Here is a 22,476-nt window from a genome sequence, read left to right on the forward strand (position 1 = left end):
CCGTTCAGGTCACAAAATGTCGCCATTTACAGTGGATTGAGGCGATACAAAAACTAAGGATGATGAAGCATGTCTGATCGTGTTGATAGAGACGTGATTAATGCGTTGATCGCAGGCCATTTTGCGGATCCCTTTTCCGTACTGGGTATGCACCAAACGGAAGCGGGACTGGAAGTCCGAGCATTGCTGCCCGACGCGACCGATGTTTGGGTGATTGAACCTAAAACCGGACGTAAAGTCGGTAAGCTTGATTGCGTGGACTCACGTGGTTTCTTTTGTGGCGTACTGCCGCGTCGTAAAAATTTCTTCCGTTACCAGTTGGCTGTCGTCTGGCATGGCCAACAGAACCTCATTGACGATCCTTACCGTTTTGGCCCACTGCTTCCAGAAATGGACGCATGGTTGCTGTCTGAGGGTACCCACTTACGCCCCTATGAAAAGCTGGGCGCGCATGCGGATACCGTGGACGGCGTTACCGGCACGCGCTTTGCTATTTGGGCACCTAACGCCCGCCGCGTGTCTGTAGTCGGTCAGTTCAACTACTGGGACGGCCGCCGTCACCCGATGCGCCTGCGTCAGGAGACGGGGATTTGGGAGCTGTTCATTCCGGGAGCGCACAACGGTCAGCTGTATAAATTCGAGATGATCGATGCCCGCGGCGCGCTGCGGATTAAAGCCGACCCCTATGCGTTCGAAGCCCAGATGCGTCCGGAAACGGCCTCGCTGATTTGTGGCTTACCGCCAAAGGTTGAACAGAGTGAAGCGCGCAAAAAGGCCAACCAGTTTGATGCCCCTATCTCTATCTATGAGGTGCATCTCGGTTCCTGGCGTCGTCATACCGACAACAACTACTGGCTGAGCTATCGCGAACTGGCAGAACAGTTAGTGCCGTACGCCAAATGGATGGGCTTCACTCACCTGGAGCTGCTGCCGGTCAACGAGCACCCGTTCGACGGTAGCTGGGGCTATCAGCCAACCGGGCTTTACGCGCCAACCCGCCGTTTCGGTACCCGCGAAGATTTCCGCTACTTTATCAATGCCGCACACGCTGCGGGCCTGAACGTGATCCTGGACTGGGTGCCTGGGCACTTCCCGTCGGATGATTTTGCGCTGGCCGAGTTTGACGGCACCAACCTGTATGAGCATAGCGACCCGCGCGAAGGCTACCATCAGGACTGGAATACCCTTATCTACAACTATGGCCGCCGTGAAGTCACCAACTTCCTGGTGGGCAATGCCCTGTACTGGGTGGAACGCTTCGGCATTGATGCGCTGCGCGTCGATGCGGTGGCGTCAATGATTTACCGCGACTACAGTCGTAAAGAGGGCGAATGGATCCCGAACGAATTCGGCGGCCGCGAAAACCTCGAAGCGATTGAGTTCCTGCGTCAGACCAACCGCGTGTTGGGTGAGCAGGTTCCCGGTGCGGTGAGCATGGCGGAAGAGTCGACCGACTTTGCGGGCGTATCTCGTCCGTCCGATATGGGCGGCCTCGGCTTCTGGTTTAAGTGGAACCTGGGCTGGATGCACGACACCCTGGACTACATGAAGCTCGACCCGGTTCACCGCCAGTACCATCACGACAAAATGACCTTCGGCATGCTCTACAACTACACGGAAAACTTCGTGTTGCCGTTGTCGCATGACGAAGTGGTTCACGGTAAGAAATCTATCCTGGACCGTATGCCGGGCGACGCGTGGCAGAAATTTGCCAACCTGCGCGCCTACTACGGCTGGATGTTCGCCTTCCCGGGCAAAAAGCTGCTGTTTATGGGCGACGAGTTTGCTCAGGGCCGCGAATGGAACTTTGACGGTAGCCTCGACTGGCATCTGCTGGAAGGCGAAGACAACTGGCATAACGGGGTACAGCGCCTGGTGCGCGACCTCAACCATACCTATCGTCACCACAAAGCGATGCACGAACTAGACTTTGACCCGTACGGCTTTGAGTGGCTGGTGGTCGATGACCATGCCCGCTCGGTGTTTGCTTTTGTCCGTCGTGACAAAGCGGGCAACGAAGTCATTGTGGTCAGCAACTTTACGCCGGTACCGCGTCATGATTATCGCTTCGGCATTAATCAGCCGGGCCGCTGGCGTGAAGTGCTCAACACCGACTCCGCCCACTACCACGGCAGCAACGCCGGGAACGGCGGGCTGGTGCAGAGCGATGCGATTGAAAGCCACGGCCGCCCGCAGTCGCTGAGTCTGACGCTACCGCCGTTGTCGACCATCTGGTTAGTTCGGGAAGGGGATTAAACATGAGCCAACTCGCAGCAGGGAAGCCCGCGCCGCTCGGCGCAAGCTATGACGGTGAAGGCGTAAACTTTACGCTCTTCTCGGCACATGCGGAGCGGGTAGAACTGTGCGTGTTTGACGCCCAGGGCACGGAGACACGCTATGACTTACCCGCGCGCAGCGGCGACGTCTGGCATGGCTACATGCCCCATGCGCGTCCTGGCTTACGTTACGGTTATCGGGTACATGGCCCGTGGAACCCGCAGCAGGGGCACCGGTTTAACCCGGCTAAACTGCTGCTGGACCCGTGCTGCTTCAGCGCCGAAGGTGAACCGGATGACGACCCGCATTTTCACGGCGGTTATGACGAGCCGGACGACCACGATACCGCGGCGATGGCACCGAAATCGGTTGTCGTCGACCTAACCTACGACTGGCAAGACGATACTGCCCCGCGCACCGCGTGGGGCAAAACGGTCATCTACGAAGCGCACGTCAAAGGGCTGACTTACCGTCACCCTGGACTGCCGGAATCGATTCGCGGCACCTATAAGGCGCTCGGTCACCCGGTGATGATTGCCTACCTCAAGCGCCTTGGCATCACCGCGCTGGAGCTGATGCCGGTGGCGCATTTTGGCAACGAGCAGCGGCTGCAACGCATGGGGCTGAGGAACTATTGGGGTTACAACCCACTGGCGATGTTTGCGCTGTCTCCGCGTTACGCCAGCGCGCCTGAGCATGCGTTGGATGAGTTTCGTGATGCGGTAAAAGCGCTGCACCAAGCCGGTATTGAAGTGATCCTTGATGTGGTGTTGAACCACAGCGCCGAGCTGGATCTGCATTGCCAGACCTTCTCGCTGCGGGGGATTGATAACCGTAGCTATTATTGGTTACGGGACGACGGCGATTATCACAACTGGACGGGCTGCGGTAACACCCTGAATCTCAGCCACCCTGGCGTCGTGGAATACGCGCGTCAGTGCCTGCGTTTCTGGGTCGACGTCTGTCACGTTGACGGTTTTCGTTTTGATTTAGCGTCGGTGATGGGTCGTACGCCGGGCTATCGACAGGATGCGCCGCTGTTCAACGCGCTTCATGACGACCCGGTGCTCTCTGCGGTGAAGCTGATTGCCGAACCGTGGGACATCGGTGAAGGTGGCTATCAGGTGGGGAATTTCCCGCCAGCCTTCAGCGAGTGGAACGACCATTTCCGGGATGCCATGCGTCGCTTCTGGCTTGAAGAGTCGCTGTCGCTGGGGGATTTCGCCCAGCGCTTCGCCGCTTCTAGCGACGTGTATGCGCATCAGGAGCGCCGCCCTCGCGCGACGATAAATCTGGTGACCGCCCACGACGGATTCACCCTGCGCGACTGTGTCAGCTTTAACGGCAAGCACAACCTCGCCAATGGTGAAGAGAATCGTGACGGCACGAGCAATAACCATAGCAATAATCATGGTATCGAAGGATTGGAAGCAAACCTGGAAGTAATGGCACGTCGGCAGAAAAGCGTTCAGGCGCTGCTGACAACGCTGCTGTTATCGCAGGGAACGCCAATGTTGCTGGCCGGTGATGAACACGGTCACAGCCAGCAAGGTAACAACAATGCCTACTGCCAGGACAATACGTTGACCTGGCTCGATTGGGAAAACGCAGATGACGCGCTGACGGACTTTACCGCCGCCCTGATTCACCTGCGCCAGCAGATCCCCGCGTTGACGGACGACCGCTGGTGGCAGGAAGGGGATGGCAACGTCCAGTGGCTCAATCAGGATGCGCAACCGCTGTCTGCCGAGGAATGGCAGCACGGTGCACGCCGGATGCAGATTCTGCTTTCCGATCGTTGGCTCATTACGCTCAATGCGACGCAAGACGCGACAAACTTGACGTTACCCGTGGGGGAATGGCGCGCCGTTCCTCCCTTTACCGACGCTGGCACGTCGGTCGTCGTGGCTGTCTGGCATGGGCCCGCGCACGGAGTGTGCGTATTTCAAAGGTCATAGTCTCTGAATTACCCGGAACCCCGCGTTATCGCGCGAGGACACCTCATAACCCGGAAGGACGAGCAACAAAAGGAGTTAATCATGGTTAGGCTAGAAAAAAACGATCCCTTAATGCTGGCTCGCCAGTTACCAATCAAATCCGTCGCCCTGATTCTGGCAGGCGGTCGCGGTACGCGACTCAAGGATCTGACCAACAAGCGGGCAAAACCCGCAGTACATTTTGGCGGTAAATTCCGCATTATCGACTTTGCTTTATCTAACTGCTTGAACTCCGGGATCCGCCGTATCGGCGTTATCACCCAATACCAGTCCCACACGCTGGTACAGCACATCCAGCGTGGATGGTCCTTCTTCAGTGAACAGATGAACGAATTTGTGGATCTGCTGCCCGCTCAGCAGCGGATGCACGGTGAAAACTGGTATCGCGGTACCGCCGATGCGGTGACCCAGAACCTCGACATTATTCGCCGCTATAAGGCGGAGTATGTGGTTATCCTGGCCGGTGATCACATCTACAAACAAGACTACTCGCGCATGCTTATCGACCACGTCGAAAAAGGCGCGCGCTGCACCGTAGCGTGCATTCCGGTGCCCATTGAAGAGGCAACGGCGTTCGGCGTGATGGCGGTTGACGAAAACGACAAGATTATCGATTTCGTGGAAAAACCGGCGAACCCACCGGCCATGCCAACCGACCCGACCAAGGCGCTGGCGAGCATGGGGATCTATGTCTTTGATGCTGATTACCTTTATGAGTTGCTGGAACGCGACGACGTAAACGAAAACTCCAGCCACGACTTTGGCAAAGATTTAATTCCGCTGATCACTAAAGCTGGCGCGGCTTATGCACATCCATTCCCACTGTCCTGCGTGCAGTCCGACCCGCAAGCGGAACCGTACTGGCGCGATGTGGGTACGCTCGAAGCCTACTGGAAAGCGAACCTTGACCTGGCATCGGTGACGCCTGAGCTGGATATGTATGACCAGAACTGGCCTATCCGCACGCACATGGAGTCTCTGCCTCCGGCGAAGTTCGTCCAGGACCGCTCTGGCAGTCACGGGATGACCCTGAACTCGCTGGTTTCCGGTGGCTGTATTATTTCCGGCTCTGTGGTGGTGCAGTCAGTGCTGTTCCCACGGGTGCGCGTAAATTCATTCTGTAACATTGATTCGGCAGTCTTACTGCCAGATGTCTGGGTTGGTCGTTCCTCACGCCTGCGTCGCTGCGTTATTGATAGGGCCTGTGTGATCCCAGAAGGGATGGTGATCGGTGAAGATGCGGAAGAGGATGCACGCCGCTTTTACCGCTCGGAAGAAGGGATCGTGCTGGTGACGCGCGAAATGCTGCGTCAGCTTGGGTACAAACAGGAGCGATAATGCAGGTTTTACATGTTTGTTCTGAGATGTTCCCGTTATTAAAAACGGGCGGTCTGGCGGATGTGATCGGCGCGCTGCCAGCAGCACAGATTGCGGAAGGAACGGATGCACGCGTGCTGCTACCAGCATTTCCGGATATCCGTCGCGGTATCCCGGATGCCAAAGTGGTCAGCCGTCGCGATACCTTTGCCGGTCGCATGACGTTGCTGTTCGGCCACTATAACGGTGTGGGCATCTACCTGATTGATGCGCCTCACCTTTACGACCGTCCGGGGAGCCCGTATCACGACACTAACCTGAACGCCTACGCGGATAACGTGAAGCGCTTTGCGCTGTTGGGCTGGGTCGGAAGTGAGATGGCCTGCGGGCTGGACCCGTTCTGGCGACCTGATGTGGTGCACGCCCACGACTGGCATGCGGGGCTGGCTCCTGCCTACCTGGCGGCGCGCGGGCGTCCGGCCAAGTCGGTGTTTACCGTACACAACCTGGCCTATCAGGGGCTGTTCTACGCTCACCACATGGCAGAGATTCAGCTGCCCGGTGAGTTCTTTAATATGCATGGTCTGGAGTTCCACGGGCAGATTTCGTTCCTGAAAGCGGGGCTTTACTACGCCGACCACATTACGGCGGTGAGCCCGACCTATGCGCGGGAAATTACCGAACCGCAGTTCGCCTACGGGATGGAAGGGCTGCTGCGTCAGCGCCATCAGGAAGGGCGTCTGTCGGGGATCCTCAACGGCGTTGATGACAACGTCTGGAGCCCGGAAAAAGACCTGCTGCTGCCGGCAAGCTACAGCCGCGACACGCTGGAGCGGAAGGCGGAAAACAAACGACAGCTCCAGACGGCGATGGGGCTGAAGGTGGATGACTCCGCGCCGCTGTTTGCGGTAGTGAGCCGACTGACCAGCCAGAAAGGGCTGGACCTGGTGCTCGAAGCGCTGCCGGGCCTGCTGGAGCAGGGTGGTCAGCTGGCGCTGCTGGGCGCGGGCGACCCGGTATTGCAGGAAGGTTTCCTCGCCGCCGCCGCGGAACATCCGGGGCAGGTGGGCGTACAGATTGGTTACCATGAAGCGTTCTCGCACCGCATTATCGGCGGCGCGGACGTGATTCTGGTGCCGAGCCGCTTTGAGCCGTGCGGCTTAACGCAGCTTTATGGGTTGAAGTACGGCACGTTGCCGCTGGTTCGCCGTACTGGCGGCCTGGCCGACACCGTTGCGGATAGTTCGCTCGAGAACCTTGCCGATGGCATCGCCAGCGGCTTTGTGTTCGAAGACAGCAACGCCTGGTCGCTGCTCCGCGCTATCCGCCGTGCTTTCGTATTATGGTCTCGTCCGTCTCTCTGGCGCTACGTGCAGCGTCAGGCGATGAACATGGATTTTAGCTGGCAGGTTGCTGCGCACGCCTATCGTGAGCTTTATCAACGCCTGATCTAACTACGGGGATCTTAGTTATGAATGCACCTTTTTCGTATGCATCACCGACACTCAGCGTTGAGGCACTGAAGCACTCTATTGCCTATAAGCTGATGTTTACCATCGGGAAAGATCCGGCTATCGCCAATAAACACGAATGGCTGAACGCCACGCTGTTTGCCGTGCGCGATCGCCTGGTTGAACGCTGGCTGCGCTCTAACCGCGCGCAGCTTTCCCAGGAAACTCGCCAGGTTTACTACCTGTCGATGGAGTTTTTGATAGGCCGCACGCTTTCCAATGCGCTGTTATCGTTAGGTCTGTATGACGACGTGAAAAACGCGCTGGAAGGAATGGGGTTAGATCTGGAAGAACTGATCGACGAAGAGAATGACCCAGGGCTTGGCAACGGCGGCTTAGGTCGTCTGGCAGCCTGCTTCCTCGACTCATTGGCAACCCTGGCGCTGCCGGGCCGCGGCTACGGCATTCGCTACGACTACGGCATGTTCAAGCAGAACATCGTCGACGGTCGTCAGAAAGAGTCGCCGGACTACTGGCTGGAATACGGTAACCCGTGGGAGTTCCCGCGCCACAACACGCGCTATAAGGTTCGCTTCGGCGGCCGCGTGCAGATGGAAGGCAAAACCAGCCACTGGCTGGAAACCGAAGAGATTCTGGCGGTAGCTTACGACCAGATAATTCCAGGCTACGATACTGACGCGACCAACACGCTGCGCTTGTGGAACGCCCAGGCCAGTAGCGAAATCAACCTCGGTAAGTTTAACCAGGGTGACTATTTCGCGGCGGTGGAAGATAAAAACCACTCCGAGAACGTATCCCGCGTGCTCTACCCGGATGACTCGACTTACTCTGGTCGCGAACTGCGTCTGCGTCAGGAGTACTTCCTGGTGTCGGCCACGGTGCAGGATATTTTAAGCCGCCACTACATGTTGCATAAAACCTATGACAACCTGGCGGATAAAATTGCTATTCACCTCAACGACACCCACCCGGTGCTGTCGATTCCTGAGCTGATGCGCCTGCTGATTGACGAGCATAAGTTTAGTTGGGATGAGGCGTTTACCGTCACCTGTCAGGTCTTCTCATACACCAACCACACGCTGATGAGCGAGGCGCTGGAAACCTGGCCGGTCGATATGCTCGGCAAGATTCTGCCGCGTCACCTGCAGATTATCTTCGAGATTAACGATTACTTCCTGAAAACGCTGCAGGAGCAGTACCCGAACGATACCGGGCTGCTGAGCCGCACGTCGATTATCGATGAGTCCAACGGTCGCCGCGTGCGTATGGCGTGGCTGGCGGTGGTGGTGAGCAAGAAGGTCAACGGCGTTTCCGAGCTGCACTCGAACCTGATGGTGCAGTCACTGTTCGCCGACTTCGCCGCCATCTTCCCGATGCGCTTTACCAACGTGACCAACGGCGTGACCCCGCGCCGCTGGCTGGCGCTGGCGAACCCGGCGCTCTCCGACGTGCTGGATGAAAATATCGGCCAGACCTGGCGTTCTGATCTGAGCCAGTTGAAAGAGTTAGAACAGCATATTGACTATCCGAAGGTGAATCAGGCGGTGCATCACGCCAAGCTTGAGAACAAAAAGCGACTTGCGGTCTTTATCGCCCAGAACCTGAACGTGGTGGTGAACCCGCACGCGCTGTTCGACGTGCAGATTAAGCGTATTCACGAGTACAAACGCCAGTTGATGAACGTGCTGCACGTGATCACCCGCTACAACCGCATCAAGGCCGACCCGGATGCGAAGTGGGTACCGCGTGTGAACATCTTCGCCGGGAAAGCGGCTTCCGCCTACTACATGGCGAAGCACATCATTCACTTGATCAACGATGTGGCGAATGTGATCAACAACGATCCGCAGATTGGCGACAAGCTGAAGGTGGTCTTTATCCCGAACTACAGCGTGAGCCTGGCGCAGATGATCATCCCAGCGGCGGATCTCTCCGAGCAGATCTCGCTAGCGGGCACCGAGGCATCCGGCACCAGTAACATGAAGTTCGCGCTCAACGGGGCGTTGACGATTGGTACGCTGGACGGGGCCAACGTTGAGATGCAGGAGCACGTCGGGGCAGATAACTTCTTTATCTTCGGTAACACCGCCGAAGAGGTGGAAGCGCTGCGTCGTAAGGGCTACAGCCCGCGCGACTACTACGAGCAGGATGAAGAGTTGCACCAGGTGCTGACGCAAATCGGCAGCGGCGTCTTCAGCCCGAGCGAACCGGGACGCTACCGTGACCTGGTGGATTCGCTGATTAACTTTGGCGACCACTACCAGGTGCTGGCGGATTTCCGCAGCTACGTAGACTGCCAGGATAAAGTTGATGACCTGTACCGTGAGCCGGAAGAGTGGACCAATAAAGCGATGCGCAACATCGCCAACATGGGCTACTTCTCATCTGACCGCACGATTCAGGAATATGCGGACAATATCTGGCACATTGAGCCGGTGAGGCTGTAGCACCACGCGTTCAGTAAATTGCACGGAGCCAGAAATGGCTCCGTTTTTTTATGATGAAATTCTTAAATTGCAGAGATGAACCAAAAAAGAAGTGCTGTTATTAACAGACAGGAGAAAATAGTGCGGTATTAAACGATTTTTTGACATATCGAGCATAATTGTCACTCAATGATAGATAGCATTATCTCGTAAATAGGGAATAGATATTGTTTATTAAATGTTTTTATTTATCAATGGAGTGAATATGAACCAGGAACAATTATTATTTATGAGACTGCCTTCTGTCGTTTTTCGAACTAAACATCCATTTAATGACAAAAATACAGATGACATGCATTATGGTGACATGGATAAGCAAGCATTAATTTCACTAGGTGTGATTGATATTTCTTCAAAAGTAGAACCTTATAATTTAATTAAGTTCAACAATAATTATTCATCCTTCCATCCCTCGTTTTCTCCGCTTAATTATTCTGATGCCTCAGGTGAAAGAATATCTAAACAAGAGTGTGTTGATATATTGTTCGAAGAAATGAAAGAACTTGCCAAACTATTTTATAATTATAAATATACTGAACTTGTTATGGAGCTTATTGACCATTTTAGATATGGTGATGGTCGTGATTTTACTAGTTCAACATTGGATAAGGCTTATTCTGAACGTATCTATGCTGATAGATATCAGAATCCTCTTGAGGGAATAAAAATCGCATTAAATAGAATGTTTGGGAAAACCTCTTCATTTAGTACTTATGACACTCTTTTTTCTAATATAGAAATAGAGATCAACAGAAGAAAGTTAACCATATTTGACAAAGGAGAAGATCGTACGAACGGTTTAGGTATTTCAGTTCATGATATTTATGCTCAGGAAATAAAAATTATTTCTTTTAGGAAAAATAGAACAGGCTGGGATGCTTCTATTTATTTCAAAGCTCAAGATCACTTTGGATTAGATAAAACTGATGTTTCTAATTCATTTTATAGAACGTTCAGATTTTTCCGTATATGGTTTTTTCTGCAACGACATAAGGATTATGGGTTTAAACCTTTTTTTACTAATTTTAGTTCGACTCAAGAATTAAAGGAACGTTAATGACTATTAAATGGAGTTTAAGAAATATCTTTTTATTCCTGGTGTTTATCGTTATGGTGGGATGGTTTTTATGGAGTCTGAGAATAGTGTCTATAGTTTATGTGGGTAAAAATAATTATGGCCATAACGATATTGTTGTAAACGGTTTTCCTGTAACAGATAAAGGTAGGATGAATTGGTTTGTTGATAACAAATATAATATTTTCAGGAAATATAACATTGACCCAATATTCTTAAGTAGTATTGATATTTGGGATTATGGTGACGGATTTTACGCCTCTTATGATATAACAACCGGTGATCCATACTGTTTCCGTGATATGCCGACCCCAAAAAACTGTATAGAGAAAAATATTCTGCTGCGAGTTAAATTTTCTCAAGGAAAGATTGATGGTTATGAAGTCGGTGTTGATGCGACAAAATATAAGGTAACTCAAGATGAGTCTATGCTGAAAAAATAAATCACTAATAGTAGTATGCTACGAAATTTATTTAATAAAATTTCGTAGCACACTAGTGGAAATAAGTGCATGAAGAGAATATTTGATTAAAAGTCAGCGTGCTACGCAAAAATCTGCGGGCGAGGGAAAATTTGATCATTTGTCTATTAAGGGACGCAGAGTATCGACGTGGTGTTACAAACGGGGAAAAATGCCTTCCCCGTTTGATGTTAACCTTGCAGTATCGCATGTATGTGGATTTATCGCCCCGGCTTGCACAATAAAATAAAACAAACTTACGACGCCAGCGACATCTCAGGCTTTCCCAGCGTTTTCACCAACCATTCGCTGATGCGCGACTGCTGCTCGGCGTTCAGCCACATCCCCTGTTTGGTCCGACGCCAGATAGCATCGTCGAGGCGACGCACCCACTCGTGTTCAACCAGGTAGCGCAGCTCAGCTTCGTAAAACTCATGGCCGAAATCTTCACCCAGTCCGGCAATATCCTTCGCTTCGCCAATAATCAGTTCACTGTTGCTGCCGTAGGTACGGGCAAAGTGGCGGGCCAGCGATTCGGTAATGAACGGATAGCGGCGGCGCAGCTTCGCCGCGTAGTCATCGCGGTCGTTGCCAATCTCACCGCCGGGCAGCACGGCACCTTTGGTCCACGCAGGGCCAATGCCGCTGTAGTACGGCGCCAGTTTCTCCAGCGCGTGTTCGGCGAGCTTACGATAGGTGGTGAGCTTACCGCCAAAGACAGACAACAGCGGGGCTTTACCGTGGTCATCGTGAATATCCAGCGTGTAATCGCGGGTGATGGCCTGCGGCGAATCGGACTCGTCATCGCACAGCGGGCGCACGCCGGAGTAGGTCCAGACGATATCTTCACGGGCGAGCTGCTTTTTGAAGTGGCCGTTGTAGACCTTCAGCAGATAGCTAATTTCGCTTTCGTCGATCTCAACGTTTTTCGGATCGCCCTGGTACTCCACGTCGGTGGTGCCGATTATCGAGAATTCATCCATCCACGGGATCACAAAGACGATACGCTTATCTTCGTTTTGCAGAATGTACGCTTGCTTCTGGGTGTGCACGCGCGGCACCACGATATGGCTGCCTTTAATCAGGCGGATACCGTACGGCGATGGCAGGTGCATCCCGTCGTCAAAGAACTGTTTCACCCATGGACCGGTAGCGTTCACCAGGCCACGAGCCTGCCAGCGGAATTTCTCTCCGCTGTCGATATCTTCCGCTTCGACGATCCACAGGCCGTTTTCACGTTTTGCCGAGATAGCGCGGGTGCGGGTACGGACTTCACCGCCTTTCTTGACCACCATCTGCGCGTTGGCGAGCACCAGGCGCGCATCGTCGACCCAGCAGTCGGAATATTCGAAACCGCGCACGATTTCCGGCTTCAGCACGGATTCTGCGCCAAAACGCAAACCGGTAGAGGCTGGTAGACTGGTCCGTTTGCCCAGATGATCGTACATAAACAGACCGGTACGGATCATCCATGCCGGGCGCAGATGCGGGCGGTGGGGCAGGCGGAAGCGCATCGGGATAGCGATATGCGGGGCCATTTTCAGCAGCACTTCACGCTCGGCCAGCGCTTCGCTCACCAGGCGAAATTCGTAGTGTTCAAGGTAGCGTAGACCGCCGTGGATCAGTTTTGAGCTCGCGCTGGAGGTGGCGCAAGCCAGGTCTCTGGCTTCCAGCATCAGTACGGATAACCCGCGTCCTGCTGCATCTGCCGCAATGCCTGCGCCGTTAATGCCGCCACCTATCACAATCAGATCTTTGGTTTCCATTATTGCTACCTCTGGGACTTTCGTTATAGCTCACTAATGTTCGTTATCGCTCATAATAGCAAGTAAACGCGCTTTTGGTAACATAGAAAAAACATTTTAGAGTGATGTGCATAACATATTGGCGTTTACGTACCGTGAAGACGTACACTTGGCGGTAAAATGTCGTCAGCAAGACACCTGCCATAACGATAAGAGAGCACCATGGATCAGTTTGAATGTATTAACGTAGAACAGGCGCACCAGAAGCTTCAGCAGAATAATGCGGTGCTGGTGGATATTCGCGACCCGCAGAGCTTTGCCATGGGTCACACTCCAGGCGCATTCCATCTGACCAACGACACGCTTGGCGCGTTTATGCGCGATAACGATTTTGAAACCCCGGTGATGGTGATGTGCTATCACGGCAACAGCAGTAAAGGTGCGGCGCAGTACCTGCTGCAACAGGGCTACGACCAGGTTTACAGCGTTGACGGTGGCTTTGATGCCTGGCATCGTCACTTCCCTGCTGAAGTGGTTCACGCCGGTTTCTAAGACGGCGCTCGTTTTTCCCTTCCAGATGCCGCCTTCCGTCGGGCGGCCTTTGCACGCCGCTGCAACGCATCCGTAAGGGTTTGGGTATATACTGTCCCCTTTTGTGTGGAATAGAAGCGACCTGCTGATGTTGATGATCACCTCTTTTACCAACCCTCGTGTTGCCCAGGCTTTTGTTGACTATATGGCAACGCAGGGCGTTATTCTGACTATCCAGCAGCATGCGCGAAGCGATGTCTGGCTTTCCGATGAATCGCAGGAAACGCGCGTGCGCGAAGAGTTGGAACGTTTTCTGGCGAATCCGGCTGACCCGCGCTACCTGGCGGCAAGCTGGCAATCCGGGCAGACCAACAGCGGTCTGCACTATCGTCGTTTCCCTTTCCTGGCCGCGCTAAAGGCGGGAGCGGGTCCGGTGACGATGACCATTATGGCCGCCTGTATTCTGGTGTTTATCCTGATGAGCGTGGTGGGCGATCAGCCGGTGATGCTCTGGCTCGCCTGGCCGTACGACGATTCGCTGAAATTTGAACTCTGGCGCTACTTTACCCACGCGTTAATGCATTTCTCATTCGTCCATATCCTCTTCAACCTGCTATGGTGGTGGTACCTCGGCGGCGCGGTTGAAAAGCGCATTGGCAGCGGCAAACTGGTGGTGATTACCGTGATCAGCGCCTTGCTGAGCGGCTTTATTCAGCACCAGTTCAGCGGCCCGTGGTTTGGTGGCCTCTCCGGCGTAGTGTATGCCTTAATGGGCTATGCCTGGCTGCGCGGCGAGCGCGACCCGCAGAGCGGTATTTTCCTGCCGCGCGGGCTGATTATGTTTTCACTCATCTGGCTGGTGGCTGGATGGTTTAACGTTTTTGGGATGTCTATTGCGAACGGCGCGCACGTCACCGGGCTGGTGATTGGCCTGGCTATGGCCTTCGTCGATACGATTAATGTGCGCAAGCGAGCATAATTTTCCAGGGATTCATCATGAAACAAACACAACGTCATGACGCGATAATCGAGCTGGTAAAACTTCAGGGATATGTGAGTACCGAAGAGCTGGTGGAGCATTTTTCCGTCAGCCCCCAGACTATTCGTCGTGATTTGAATGACCTTGCGGATCAGAAAAAAATCCTGCGTCACCACGGTGGCGCGGCGCTGCCGTCCAGCTCGGTGAACGCCTCCTGGCATGACCGTAAGGCGACCCTGGCGTTAGAAAAAGAGCGCATTGCCCAGAAGGTGGCAAGCCAGATCCCGAACGGCTCCGCGCTGTTTATCGATATTGGCACCACGCCGGAAGCGGTGGCTCACGCGCTGCTCAATCACAGCGATCTGCGCATTGTGACCAACAACCTGAACGTGGCTAACACGCTGATGGTGAAAGAAGATTTCCGCATTATCCTGGCCGGCGGTGAACTGCGCAGCCGGGACGGTGGGATTATCGGGGAAGCGACGCTCGACTTTATCTCCCAGTTCCGTCTGGATTTCGGCATTCTGGGGATTAGCGGCATCGACAGCGATGGTTCGCTGCTGGAGTTTGACTACCACGAGGTGCGCACCAAGCGTGCGATTATCGACAACTCCCGCCATGTGATTCTGGTCGTCGACCATTCAAAATTTGGTCGTAATGCGATGGTGAACATGGGCAGCATCAGCCTGGTGGATGCGGTCTTTACCGACGTTCTGCCGCCGCCGGGCGTGATGCAGGTGATTGCGGAAAATGATGTGCAGCTTGAGCTGTGCTGAATTATATGGCCCGGAGTCGGCGCTGTGCGCCTCGTCCGGGCTACGGGTTTAAGACATCTGCTGCTGGAATTTACCTTCGCTGAGATCGGTGACGATATGGTTCATGCGATCTTCCGTCAGGCGATAATAGCGGATGGAAATGGCGGTAATCAGGTAGAAGATGGCCGGCAGTACCGTAAACAGGATTAATACCCCGCGGATAGCTTCCGCTGATTGCTGCTCAACTCCCGCCTGATAGCCATAGAACGCCAGGCCCCAGCCGGTCAGCGCACCGCCGATGGCGACGCCCAGTTTGATAATAAAGATATTGGCTGCCACATTCATACCGGTAATACGGCGCTGGGTTTTCCATTCGCCATAGTTATTTGCATCGGTAATCATGGACCACTGCAACGGAGCGTTAATACCCTGAAGGATATTAAGGACAACGTGAACGATAAACGCTGGCATCCAATATTCGGTAGGCAGAACCAGGAATAGTAAGCCGAATAAAGCGCTGAGCACGTTTATCCACACCGAAGCGCGAATTTTACACATCCACGAGCCAATATATTTTGCCATCAGGCTACCAATGACGGCGGCAATGGTTGTCGCCAGCATAAAGATGGAAATAACGCTGCTGCCCTGATGCAGAATATATTGTACGAAATAAACCAGCAGCCCACCGCGCACCACCACGCCGCAGAGCATCGCCAGATTATATACCGACAGAACACACCACTGATCGTTTTTCATTAGAATGCGTACATCGCGCAGAATGTTCAGGTTCTCTTCTTTTACTGGCGTAATACGCTCGCGGGTGGTCATAAAGCAGATCAGGAACATGATGCAGCCGATAACGCCGAAAATCCCCATCGCCCATTGCATGCCGCTGGCTCTGTCGCCGGGAGCAATCAGGTCTGCCAGCGGCAGGATCAGCGCGGTACCCATTGCGCCGCCAATTGGCGCAACGGCAAAGCGCCAGGATTGCAGGGAGAGGTTTTCTCGTGGGTCTGCGGTAATAGCCGCGCCCAGCGAGCAGTAAGGGATATTGATTGCCGTATACATCAGCGTCATAAATATATAGGCGACGACGGCGTAGACTATTTTCCCGGTTTGTTCGAAGTTTGGTGTGGAATATACCAGCACGCAGCTCACGGCAAACGGAACGCAAATAATCAGCAACCAAGGGCGGAAACGGCCCCAGCGACTTTTGGTTTGGTCAGCAATTGCGCCCATAATCGGGTCGGTAATGGCGTCCAATACCCTGACAACTAAAAATAACGTCCCCATTACCGCCGGGGGTAATCCATAGATGTTCGTATAGAAATAAGCAAGAATAGCAACAGAAGAGTCGAATACGATATGGCTAGCAGCATCGCCCAGGCCAAATCCAAACTTCTCTTTATTGCTGACTTTTTCGGTTAATGCCGACATAGGGTCACCTTTTTATTATTACGTGCCAACATACGACACTATTTATAAAAGGTGACTCTCAGCCTGAGTATTCTAATTTTTCACTTTGGGCTTATGTTAATTCTCTAATGTGACGCAGCTATCTCTTTGCTATTTGATGCGTGCCACGCCGGATGGCGGCTACGCCTTATTCGGCCTACAACGTATGTAGGCCTGATGGCGTAGCGCCATCAGGCACAAATTACACGCCGTAGCCCATCATCTTCAGCAGGTTCTGCGCGTGCAGTACCGCGTCCTGACGGTGCGCCACGCCGAGCTTCTGATAGAGGTTACGGATATGCGTTTTGATGGTGGTTGCTGCGACGTCCAGTTCGCCGGCAATCTGCTCGTTGCTGTAGCCCGAGTAGATAAGCCCCAGAACCTGCCACTCACGCTGGGTGAGCGGGCTGGTGCGGATAAGCTCCGGCACTTCCGGGTGATTCAACAGGCGCTCGACGAAGCTTTCATCGAAGTGGGCAAACTTGTGGCGGTGGTGCTGGTTAATCTCACGCAGAATGCGCTGAGCGCGGTGCTGGTCGAGCTCCGGCAGCGTATTGAGCTGAATTAACTGACGCAGCTGCTGCGCCATCGCTTCACCTTCAATAACGAAGTGACTGATAAACCCGGTGCGGTTAGCAAGCTGCAACGCTTCCAGCAGTACGCGCTGGGCTTCATTCTTGTTACCCGCCTGCCAGTGCAGTTGGTTGAGCAGCAGCAGGTTACGGTTGAGATCGCTCATTAAGCGCAGCGCGCGTGCGTTTTCGTTTAACTCCTCCAGCACCATCTCGGCGGAGTCGAACTCGCCAAGCAGGATCTGCGCACGGGCGATGTTACGCCACTGGCCTTGCAGGAAGTGGTTATTGGCAAACTCCGGCTTTGGCGTATGGCGCAGCCAGTTGGCCGCCGCTTTTTTGTCGCCAACCATCTGCCAGTAAATGACCCGCACTTTATCGGCGTTGGAGACCCAATCGCTGTGGTACGCGCCGTTACCGAGCAGGTTTTCAAGGCGGTTCAGGCGGTTGCGGGCGTTATCCAGATCGCCGCGCGCCAGCGAGCACTGTACCTGTAGCGTCAGGCACTGGAGCTGCTGCTGCGGCTGGAAGCCGCTCAATACTTCAATACCGGTGCGTGCGGCGGTTTCGGCTTCATCAAGACGCGCCCAAGCCCACAGCAGCTGCGCGCGGATGCGCAGCAGGAATTCGTGCATCGGTAGCTGTTCAAGATGCTGCTCGTGGATCAGTTGGAAGCCTTTTTCCTGGCACTCCCAGGCGGCCTGCAGGAAGCCCTGAGCAAACAGGATTTCGCTTTGCTGGATAAGACTCCACAGCGCGTAATGCCAGATATCATGGCGGCGCGCCATCTGTTCGGTTTGCTGCATCACGGCAATAGACTGGCTCAGCAGCCCTTTGCAGTGCAGTACCTCACCGTGTACCGAGGTGGCAACGATGCGGCTATAGAAGTTCGCCAGCGGCAGCTCCTCGAGCGCGACCGTAGACAGGCGTTCCGCTTCGTCCTGGTCACCGTCGTTAATCGCCACCTGGGCGCGCAGGGCGTTGAAATCGCCGTGCAAAGAGGTGTCCATTTCGAAGGTCATCTCCTGCTCGGCGCGCGCCAGCAGGGTGTTCACTTCGCTGTAGCGGTGTTGGCTCTGCATCAGCCAGGCTTGCAGCAGCACCAGGCGCGGGTTCTCCAGCAGGCTTTCCCACGGCAGGGCCGAGAGTGACTCTTCCAGCAGGGCCAGTTCGCTATGGTGGAACAGACCCCAGGCGTGGTTGAGCAAAATATCGCGCAGCATGGTTGGGTCGCCCGCTGCCAGTGCGTGATGAATGGCCTCGCTTGGGAAGCCTTGCGCCATCCAGCTTTCCGCCGCTGCGCGATGAATATCCGGCAGCTCGGTGGCCAGTTCCCACTGGCAGCGTTGGCGCAGGAAGCTACAAAACAGCGGGTGGTAGCTGAACCACTCGCCGGAATTATCCATGCGCTGCACAAACAGCCCCTGACGCTCAATTTCTTCCAGACGCATTTGACCATTCTCTTCACCGGTTACCCGGGCGATCAGCGCGTCGTTCATTGAACGTAGCAGCGAGCTTTTCAGCAGGAAGTTGCGGGTCTCAGGGTCAACGTTATCCAGCACTTCATCCACCAGATAATCGGACAGGTGGCTGGCGTTAATGCCCGCCAGACGACGCGCGGAGTGCTGTGTGGCGTTGTTGCGCTGACGTGCGGAGAGCGCAATCAGTTGAAGCGCGGTGGCCCAACCGGCAACGTCATCGCACAGACGGCTGCTTTCTGCGGCCTCAATCGGCGCGGCTAAGCGGCAGTCGAAGAACTGTTTGGTTTCTGCATGGGTAAACGACAGCTGTTGGCTGCCAATCTCCAGCAGTTGGTCACGCACGCGCAGGTTGGCGATACCCAACTGCGGCAGGTTACGCGACAGCACCACCAGTGTCAGATTTTCTGGCTGATGGCGCAGGAAAAAGCGCATTGCGTCGTGGATGACAGGGTTCGTTATCAGGTGGTAGTCATCAATGACCAGGTATAGCGGGCGCTGCCATTCGCTTAATTCAATGAATAGCTGAGAGAATAGGGAGCTCAGGCTAGCGTACTGGCGCTTTTGCACCATATTTTCGCTGGCCTCGCAGTGTCCTCCGGTTGCCTGCTGGATAGCGGCAATGAGGTAACTGGCAAAACGTTCCTGCTGGTTATCGCCTTCATCGAGGGAGTACCAGCCCAGGTCGCTCATCCCTGCAGCCCATTGTGAAATAAGCGTTGTCTTTCCATAGCCAGCCGGACTGGTAATCAGCGCCAGACGATAATTGTTCGCGCCGGAAAGTTTCGCCAACAGCCTGTCGCGAACCACGGTGTGATCGAGACGGACGGGTCGACTGAGTTTTGACGGAATCAACATAGCTAATCACTTCACTGTGAGGATTGGAAAACGAGATTTTTTTTGCGCTTCGTAATTAATCCATACAAAGGTCGGTCAAATGACTATGTATTGCAAGTTATGTCCTGATTTGATGTCTTCTAATTTGCTATATGTCACAATTTTTTCTATTTAATGCCATCCTCGTAGAATGCCGCTCAGGGTGCGTAAACCTTGGGTTACATAACTCGTTGTAGTTACGGATGAAATAATGTTTGAGCAAGATCTTAAATAAATAGCGTTAAAAAAGTTTCACTTCACGTAAATTTCCGTAGAAATAATACGTATTAATTTGTTGCTTATTTAGTGATGAAATCATTTCCTTATTTACATATTTATCGCAAAACGCCATTTCATTTTATGACTCGGCCCGAAGATATCTTCGACGCGATCCGCGACACTGACCTTCTGAACAAGGATGCTCCTTGCTGTATGAAAGTTGAGCGAGATTACCGTTAACGGCTAACGTTATAGTGGCGGCGATCACACTTTTCGCTCATCCCTGCGACTCCTCCCTGTCTAATCCTGGACGGGAGGAGGAAGTCCCTCATTCAGCCAGGCACACTAACGCCAATGTCTATGTAAAAGGATTCGAATTCGCTATGTCACAGCCTACTTTCAATCACGATTCATTCCAGGCTGCCCTGACGCGTCAGTGGCAGCGATTTGGCTTACAGGCCGCCACCGAAATGACATCCCACCAGTGGTGGCAGGCTGTGAGCGGCGCGCTGGCAGAACAGCTCTCTGCGCAGCCGGTAGCGGAACCGGCAAAAGATCAGCGCCACGTGAACTACATCTCAATGGAGTTCCTGATTGGCCGCCTGACCGGCAACAACCTGCTTAACCTCGGCTGGTACGAAGGGGTTTGCGAGGCGCTGAAAGCCTACAACATCAACCTGACTGACCTGCTGGAAGAAGAGACTGACCCGGCGCTGGGTAACGGTGGTCTGGGCCGTCTGGCAGCCTGCTTCCTTGACTCGATGGCGACCGTTGGCCAGTCGGCGACCGGCTATGGTCTGAATTATCAGTACGGTCTGTTCCGCCAGTCCTTCGACGATGGTCATCAGATGGAAGCACCGGACGACTGGCAGCGCGGCAGCTACCCGTGGTTCCGTCACAATGCGGCGCTGGATGTACAGGTGGGCATTGGCGGTAAAGTTGTCAAAGGGGAATGGCAGCCGGCGTTCACCATCACCGGTGAAGCCTGGGATCTGCCGGTGCTGGGCTACCGTAACGGCGTAGCACAACCGCTGCGTCTGTGGCAGGCCAAGCACGCGCATCCGTTTAACCTGACCAAATTCAACGACGGTGATTTCCTGCGCGCAGAGCAGCAGGGCATCGACGCCGAAAAGCTGACCAAAGTGCTCTACCCGAACGACAACCACACTGCGGGTAAAAAGCTGCGCCTGATGCAGCAGTACTTCCAGTGCGCCTGCTCCGTGGCTGACATTCTGCGTCGTCACCATCTGGCGGGCCGTAAGCTGCATGAGCTGGCTGACTTTGAAGTTATCCAGCTTAACGATACGCACCCAACCATCGCCATTCCTGAGCTGCTGCGCGTGCTGATTGATGAGCACCAGATGAGCTGGGACGATGCCTGGGCCATTACCAGCAAAACCTTCGCCTACACCAACCACACCCTGATGCCAGAAGCGCTGGAGTGCTGGGATGAGAAGCTGGTGAAAGCGCTGCTGCCGCGTCATATGCAGATTATCAAAACGATTAACGACCGCTTTAAGAAGCGGGTTGATGCAACCTGGCCGGGCGATGAAGCCGTCTGGGCGAAACTTGCCGTGGTGCACAACAAGCAGGTTCGCATGGCGAACATGTGCGTGGTAAGCGGCTTTGCGGTTAACGGCGTTGCGGCGCTGCACTCTGACCTGGTGGTGAAAGACCTGTTCCCGGAATATCACCAGCTGTGGCCGACCCGTTTCCATAACGTGACTAACGGCATCACGCCGCGTCGCTGGATCAAACAGTGCAACCCGGCCCTTGCCGCACTGCTGGATAAATCGCTGAAAAAAGAGTGGGCGAACGACCTCGATCAACTGATCAATCTGGAAAAATACGCGGACGATGCGAAGTTCCGTAAGCAGTACCGCGACATTAAGCTGGCGAACAAAGAGCGTCTGGTGAAGTTTGTCAAAGCGCGCACCGGCATTGAGATCTTCAGCAACGCCATTTTTGATATCCAAATCAAACGTCTGCACGAGTACAAACGTCAGCACCTGAACCTGCTGCACATTCTAGCGCTGTACAAAGAAATTCGCGAAAACCCAGAGGCTGACCGCGTACCGCGCGTGTTCCTGTTCGGGGCGAAGGCGGCACCGGGTTACTATCTGGCGAAGAATATTATCTTTGCTATCAACAAGGTGGCTGAAGCGGTCAACAACGACCCGAAAGTGGGTGATAAGCTGAAAGTGGTCTTCCTGCCGGATTACTGTGTATCCGCGGCGGAGATGCTGATCCCGGCTGCGGATGTCTCTGAACAGATTTCTACGGCGGGTAAAGAAGCCTCCGGTACCGGCAACATGAAGCTGGCGCTCAACGGCGCGCTGACCGTGGGGACGCTGGACGGTGCGAACGTGGAGATCGCTGAGCAGGTGGGCTCTGAGAACATCTTCATCTTCGGCCATACCGTCGAGCAGGTGAAAGCACTCAAAGCCAAAGGCTACGATCCGCTGAAATGGCGTAAAGCCGACAAGCTGCTGGACGCGGTGCTCAAAGAGCTGGAAAGCGGCAAATACAGCGACGGCGACAAGCACGCTTTCGACCAGATGCTGCACAGCATCGGTAAGCAGGGCGGTGACCCGTACCTGGTGATGGCAGACTTTGCGGCTTATGTTGAAGCGCAGAAACAGGTGGATGTGCTCTACCGCGACCAGGAAGCGTGGACCCGTGCGGCAATCCTGAACACCGCTCGCTGCGGCATGTTCAGCTCTGACCGTTCTATCCGCGATTATCAGAAACGTATCTGGCAGGCAAAACGCTAAGGACAGG

14 protein-coding genes are annotated in these 22,476 nt (G+C 54.2%); 11 read left to right on the forward strand and 3 right to left on the reverse strand.

What is annotated here, in order from left to right:
* Positions 1–69: 69 nt before the first annotated feature.
* From glgB to ACH1XZ_RS19875, 7 genes are all read left to right on the forward strand, one after another.
* Positions 70–2,256: a 1,4-alpha-glucan branching enzyme gene (gene glgB, locus ACH1XZ_RS19845; protein ID WP_395596857.1), complete on the forward strand. Its 2,187-nt coding sequence runs from the start codon at positions 70–72 to the stop codon at positions 2,254–2,256.
* Positions 2,257–2,258: 2 nt separating this feature from the next.
* Complete coding sequence (glgX, locus tag ACH1XZ_RS19850; RefSeq protein WP_395596858.1) at positions 2,259–4,235, forward strand: glycogen debranching protein GlgX; 1,977 nt, start codon at positions 2,259–2,261, stop codon at positions 4,233–4,235.
* Positions 4,236–4,316: 81 nt separating this feature from the next.
* Positions 4,317–5,612: a glucose-1-phosphate adenylyltransferase gene (gene glgC, locus ACH1XZ_RS19855; RefSeq protein WP_395596859.1), complete on the forward strand. Its 1,296-nt coding sequence runs from the start codon at positions 4,317–4,319 to the stop codon at positions 5,610–5,612.
* Positions 5,612–7,045: a glycogen synthase GlgA gene (gene glgA / locus ACH1XZ_RS19860; RefSeq protein ID WP_395596860.1), complete on the forward strand. Its 1,434-nt coding sequence runs from the start codon at positions 5,612–5,614 to the stop codon at positions 7,043–7,045. Before glgC ends, glgA begins: the two co-directional genes overlap by 1 nt.
* Before the next feature lie 17 nt (positions 7,046–7,062).
* Positions 7,063–9,510, forward strand: a complete 2,448-nt coding sequence (glgP, locus tag ACH1XZ_RS19865; RefSeq protein WP_395596861.1) for a glycogen phosphorylase — start codon at positions 7,063–7,065, stop codon at positions 9,508–9,510.
* 244 nt (positions 9,511–9,754) lie between these two features.
* On the forward strand, positions 9,755–10,606 hold the full coding sequence (locus ACH1XZ_RS19870; RefSeq protein ID WP_395596862.1) for a YPO3983 family protein: 852 nt from the start codon (positions 9,755–9,757) through the stop codon (positions 10,604–10,606).
* Positions 10,606–11,067, forward strand: a complete 462-nt coding sequence (locus tag ACH1XZ_RS19875; protein WP_395596863.1) for a DUF943 family protein — start codon at positions 10,606–10,608, stop codon at positions 11,065–11,067. The genes ACH1XZ_RS19870 and ACH1XZ_RS19875 overlap by 1 nt, the downstream gene beginning before the upstream one ends.
* A gap of 275 nt (positions 11,068–11,342) precedes the next feature.
* Here the strand turns inward: ACH1XZ_RS19875 and glpD are convergent, their stop codons facing one another.
* Positions 11,343–12,851, reverse strand: coding sequence for a glycerol-3-phosphate dehydrogenase (glpD, locus tag ACH1XZ_RS19880; protein ID WP_395596864.1), 1,509 nt, complete (start codon positions 12,849–12,851; stop codon positions 11,343–11,345).
* Positions 12,852–13,052: 201 nt separating this feature from the next.
* Between glpD and glpE the strand changes: the two genes are divergently transcribed.
* The 3 genes from glpE to ACH1XZ_RS19895 all read left to right on the forward strand — a co-directional run bounded on the left by glpE (position 13,053) and on the right by ACH1XZ_RS19895 (position 15,116).
* On the forward strand, positions 13,053–13,382 hold the full coding sequence (gene glpE, locus ACH1XZ_RS19885; RefSeq protein WP_395596865.1) for a thiosulfate sulfurtransferase GlpE: 330 nt from the start codon (positions 13,053–13,055) through the stop codon (positions 13,380–13,382).
* 127 nt (positions 13,383–13,509) lie between these two features.
* A complete protein-coding gene (gene glpG, locus ACH1XZ_RS19890) occupies positions 13,510–14,340 on the forward strand; it encodes a rhomboid family intramembrane serine protease GlpG (RefSeq protein ID WP_395596866.1) in 831 nt (276 codons plus the stop codon).
* A gap of 17 nt (positions 14,341–14,357) precedes the next feature.
* Positions 14,358–15,116, forward strand: coding sequence for a DeoR/GlpR family transcriptional regulator (locus ACH1XZ_RS19895; RefSeq protein WP_035892137.1), 759 nt, complete (start codon positions 14,358–14,360; stop codon positions 15,114–15,116).
* Positions 15,117–15,164: 48 nt separating this feature from the next.
* Here ACH1XZ_RS19895 and ACH1XZ_RS19900 read toward each other — a convergent pair whose 3' ends face one another.
* On the reverse strand, positions 15,165–16,532 hold the full coding sequence (locus ACH1XZ_RS19900) for a glycoside-pentoside-hexuronide (GPH):cation symporter (RefSeq protein WP_395596867.1): 1,368 nt from the start codon (positions 16,530–16,532) through the stop codon (positions 15,165–15,167).
* A gap of 220 nt (positions 16,533–16,752) precedes the next feature.
* A complete protein-coding gene (gene malT / locus ACH1XZ_RS19905; RefSeq protein ID WP_395596868.1) occupies positions 16,753–19,458 on the reverse strand; it encodes an HTH-type transcriptional regulator MalT in 2,706 nt (901 codons plus the stop codon).
* A gap of 620 nt (positions 19,459–20,078) precedes the next feature.
* Between malT and malP the strand changes: the two genes are divergently transcribed.
* Positions 20,079–22,469 (forward strand): maltodextrin phosphorylase, encoded by a 2,391-nt coding sequence (gene malP, locus ACH1XZ_RS19910; RefSeq protein ID WP_395596869.1) that lies wholly within the window; start codon positions 20,079–20,081, stop codon positions 22,467–22,469.
* Positions 22,470–22,476: the final 7 nt, after the last annotated feature.

It is taken from the genome of Kluyvera chengduensis (genome assembly GCF_044197065.1).
Lineage (GTDB): Bacteria > Pseudomonadota > Gammaproteobacteria > Enterobacterales > Enterobacteriaceae > Kluyvera > Kluyvera ascorbata_C.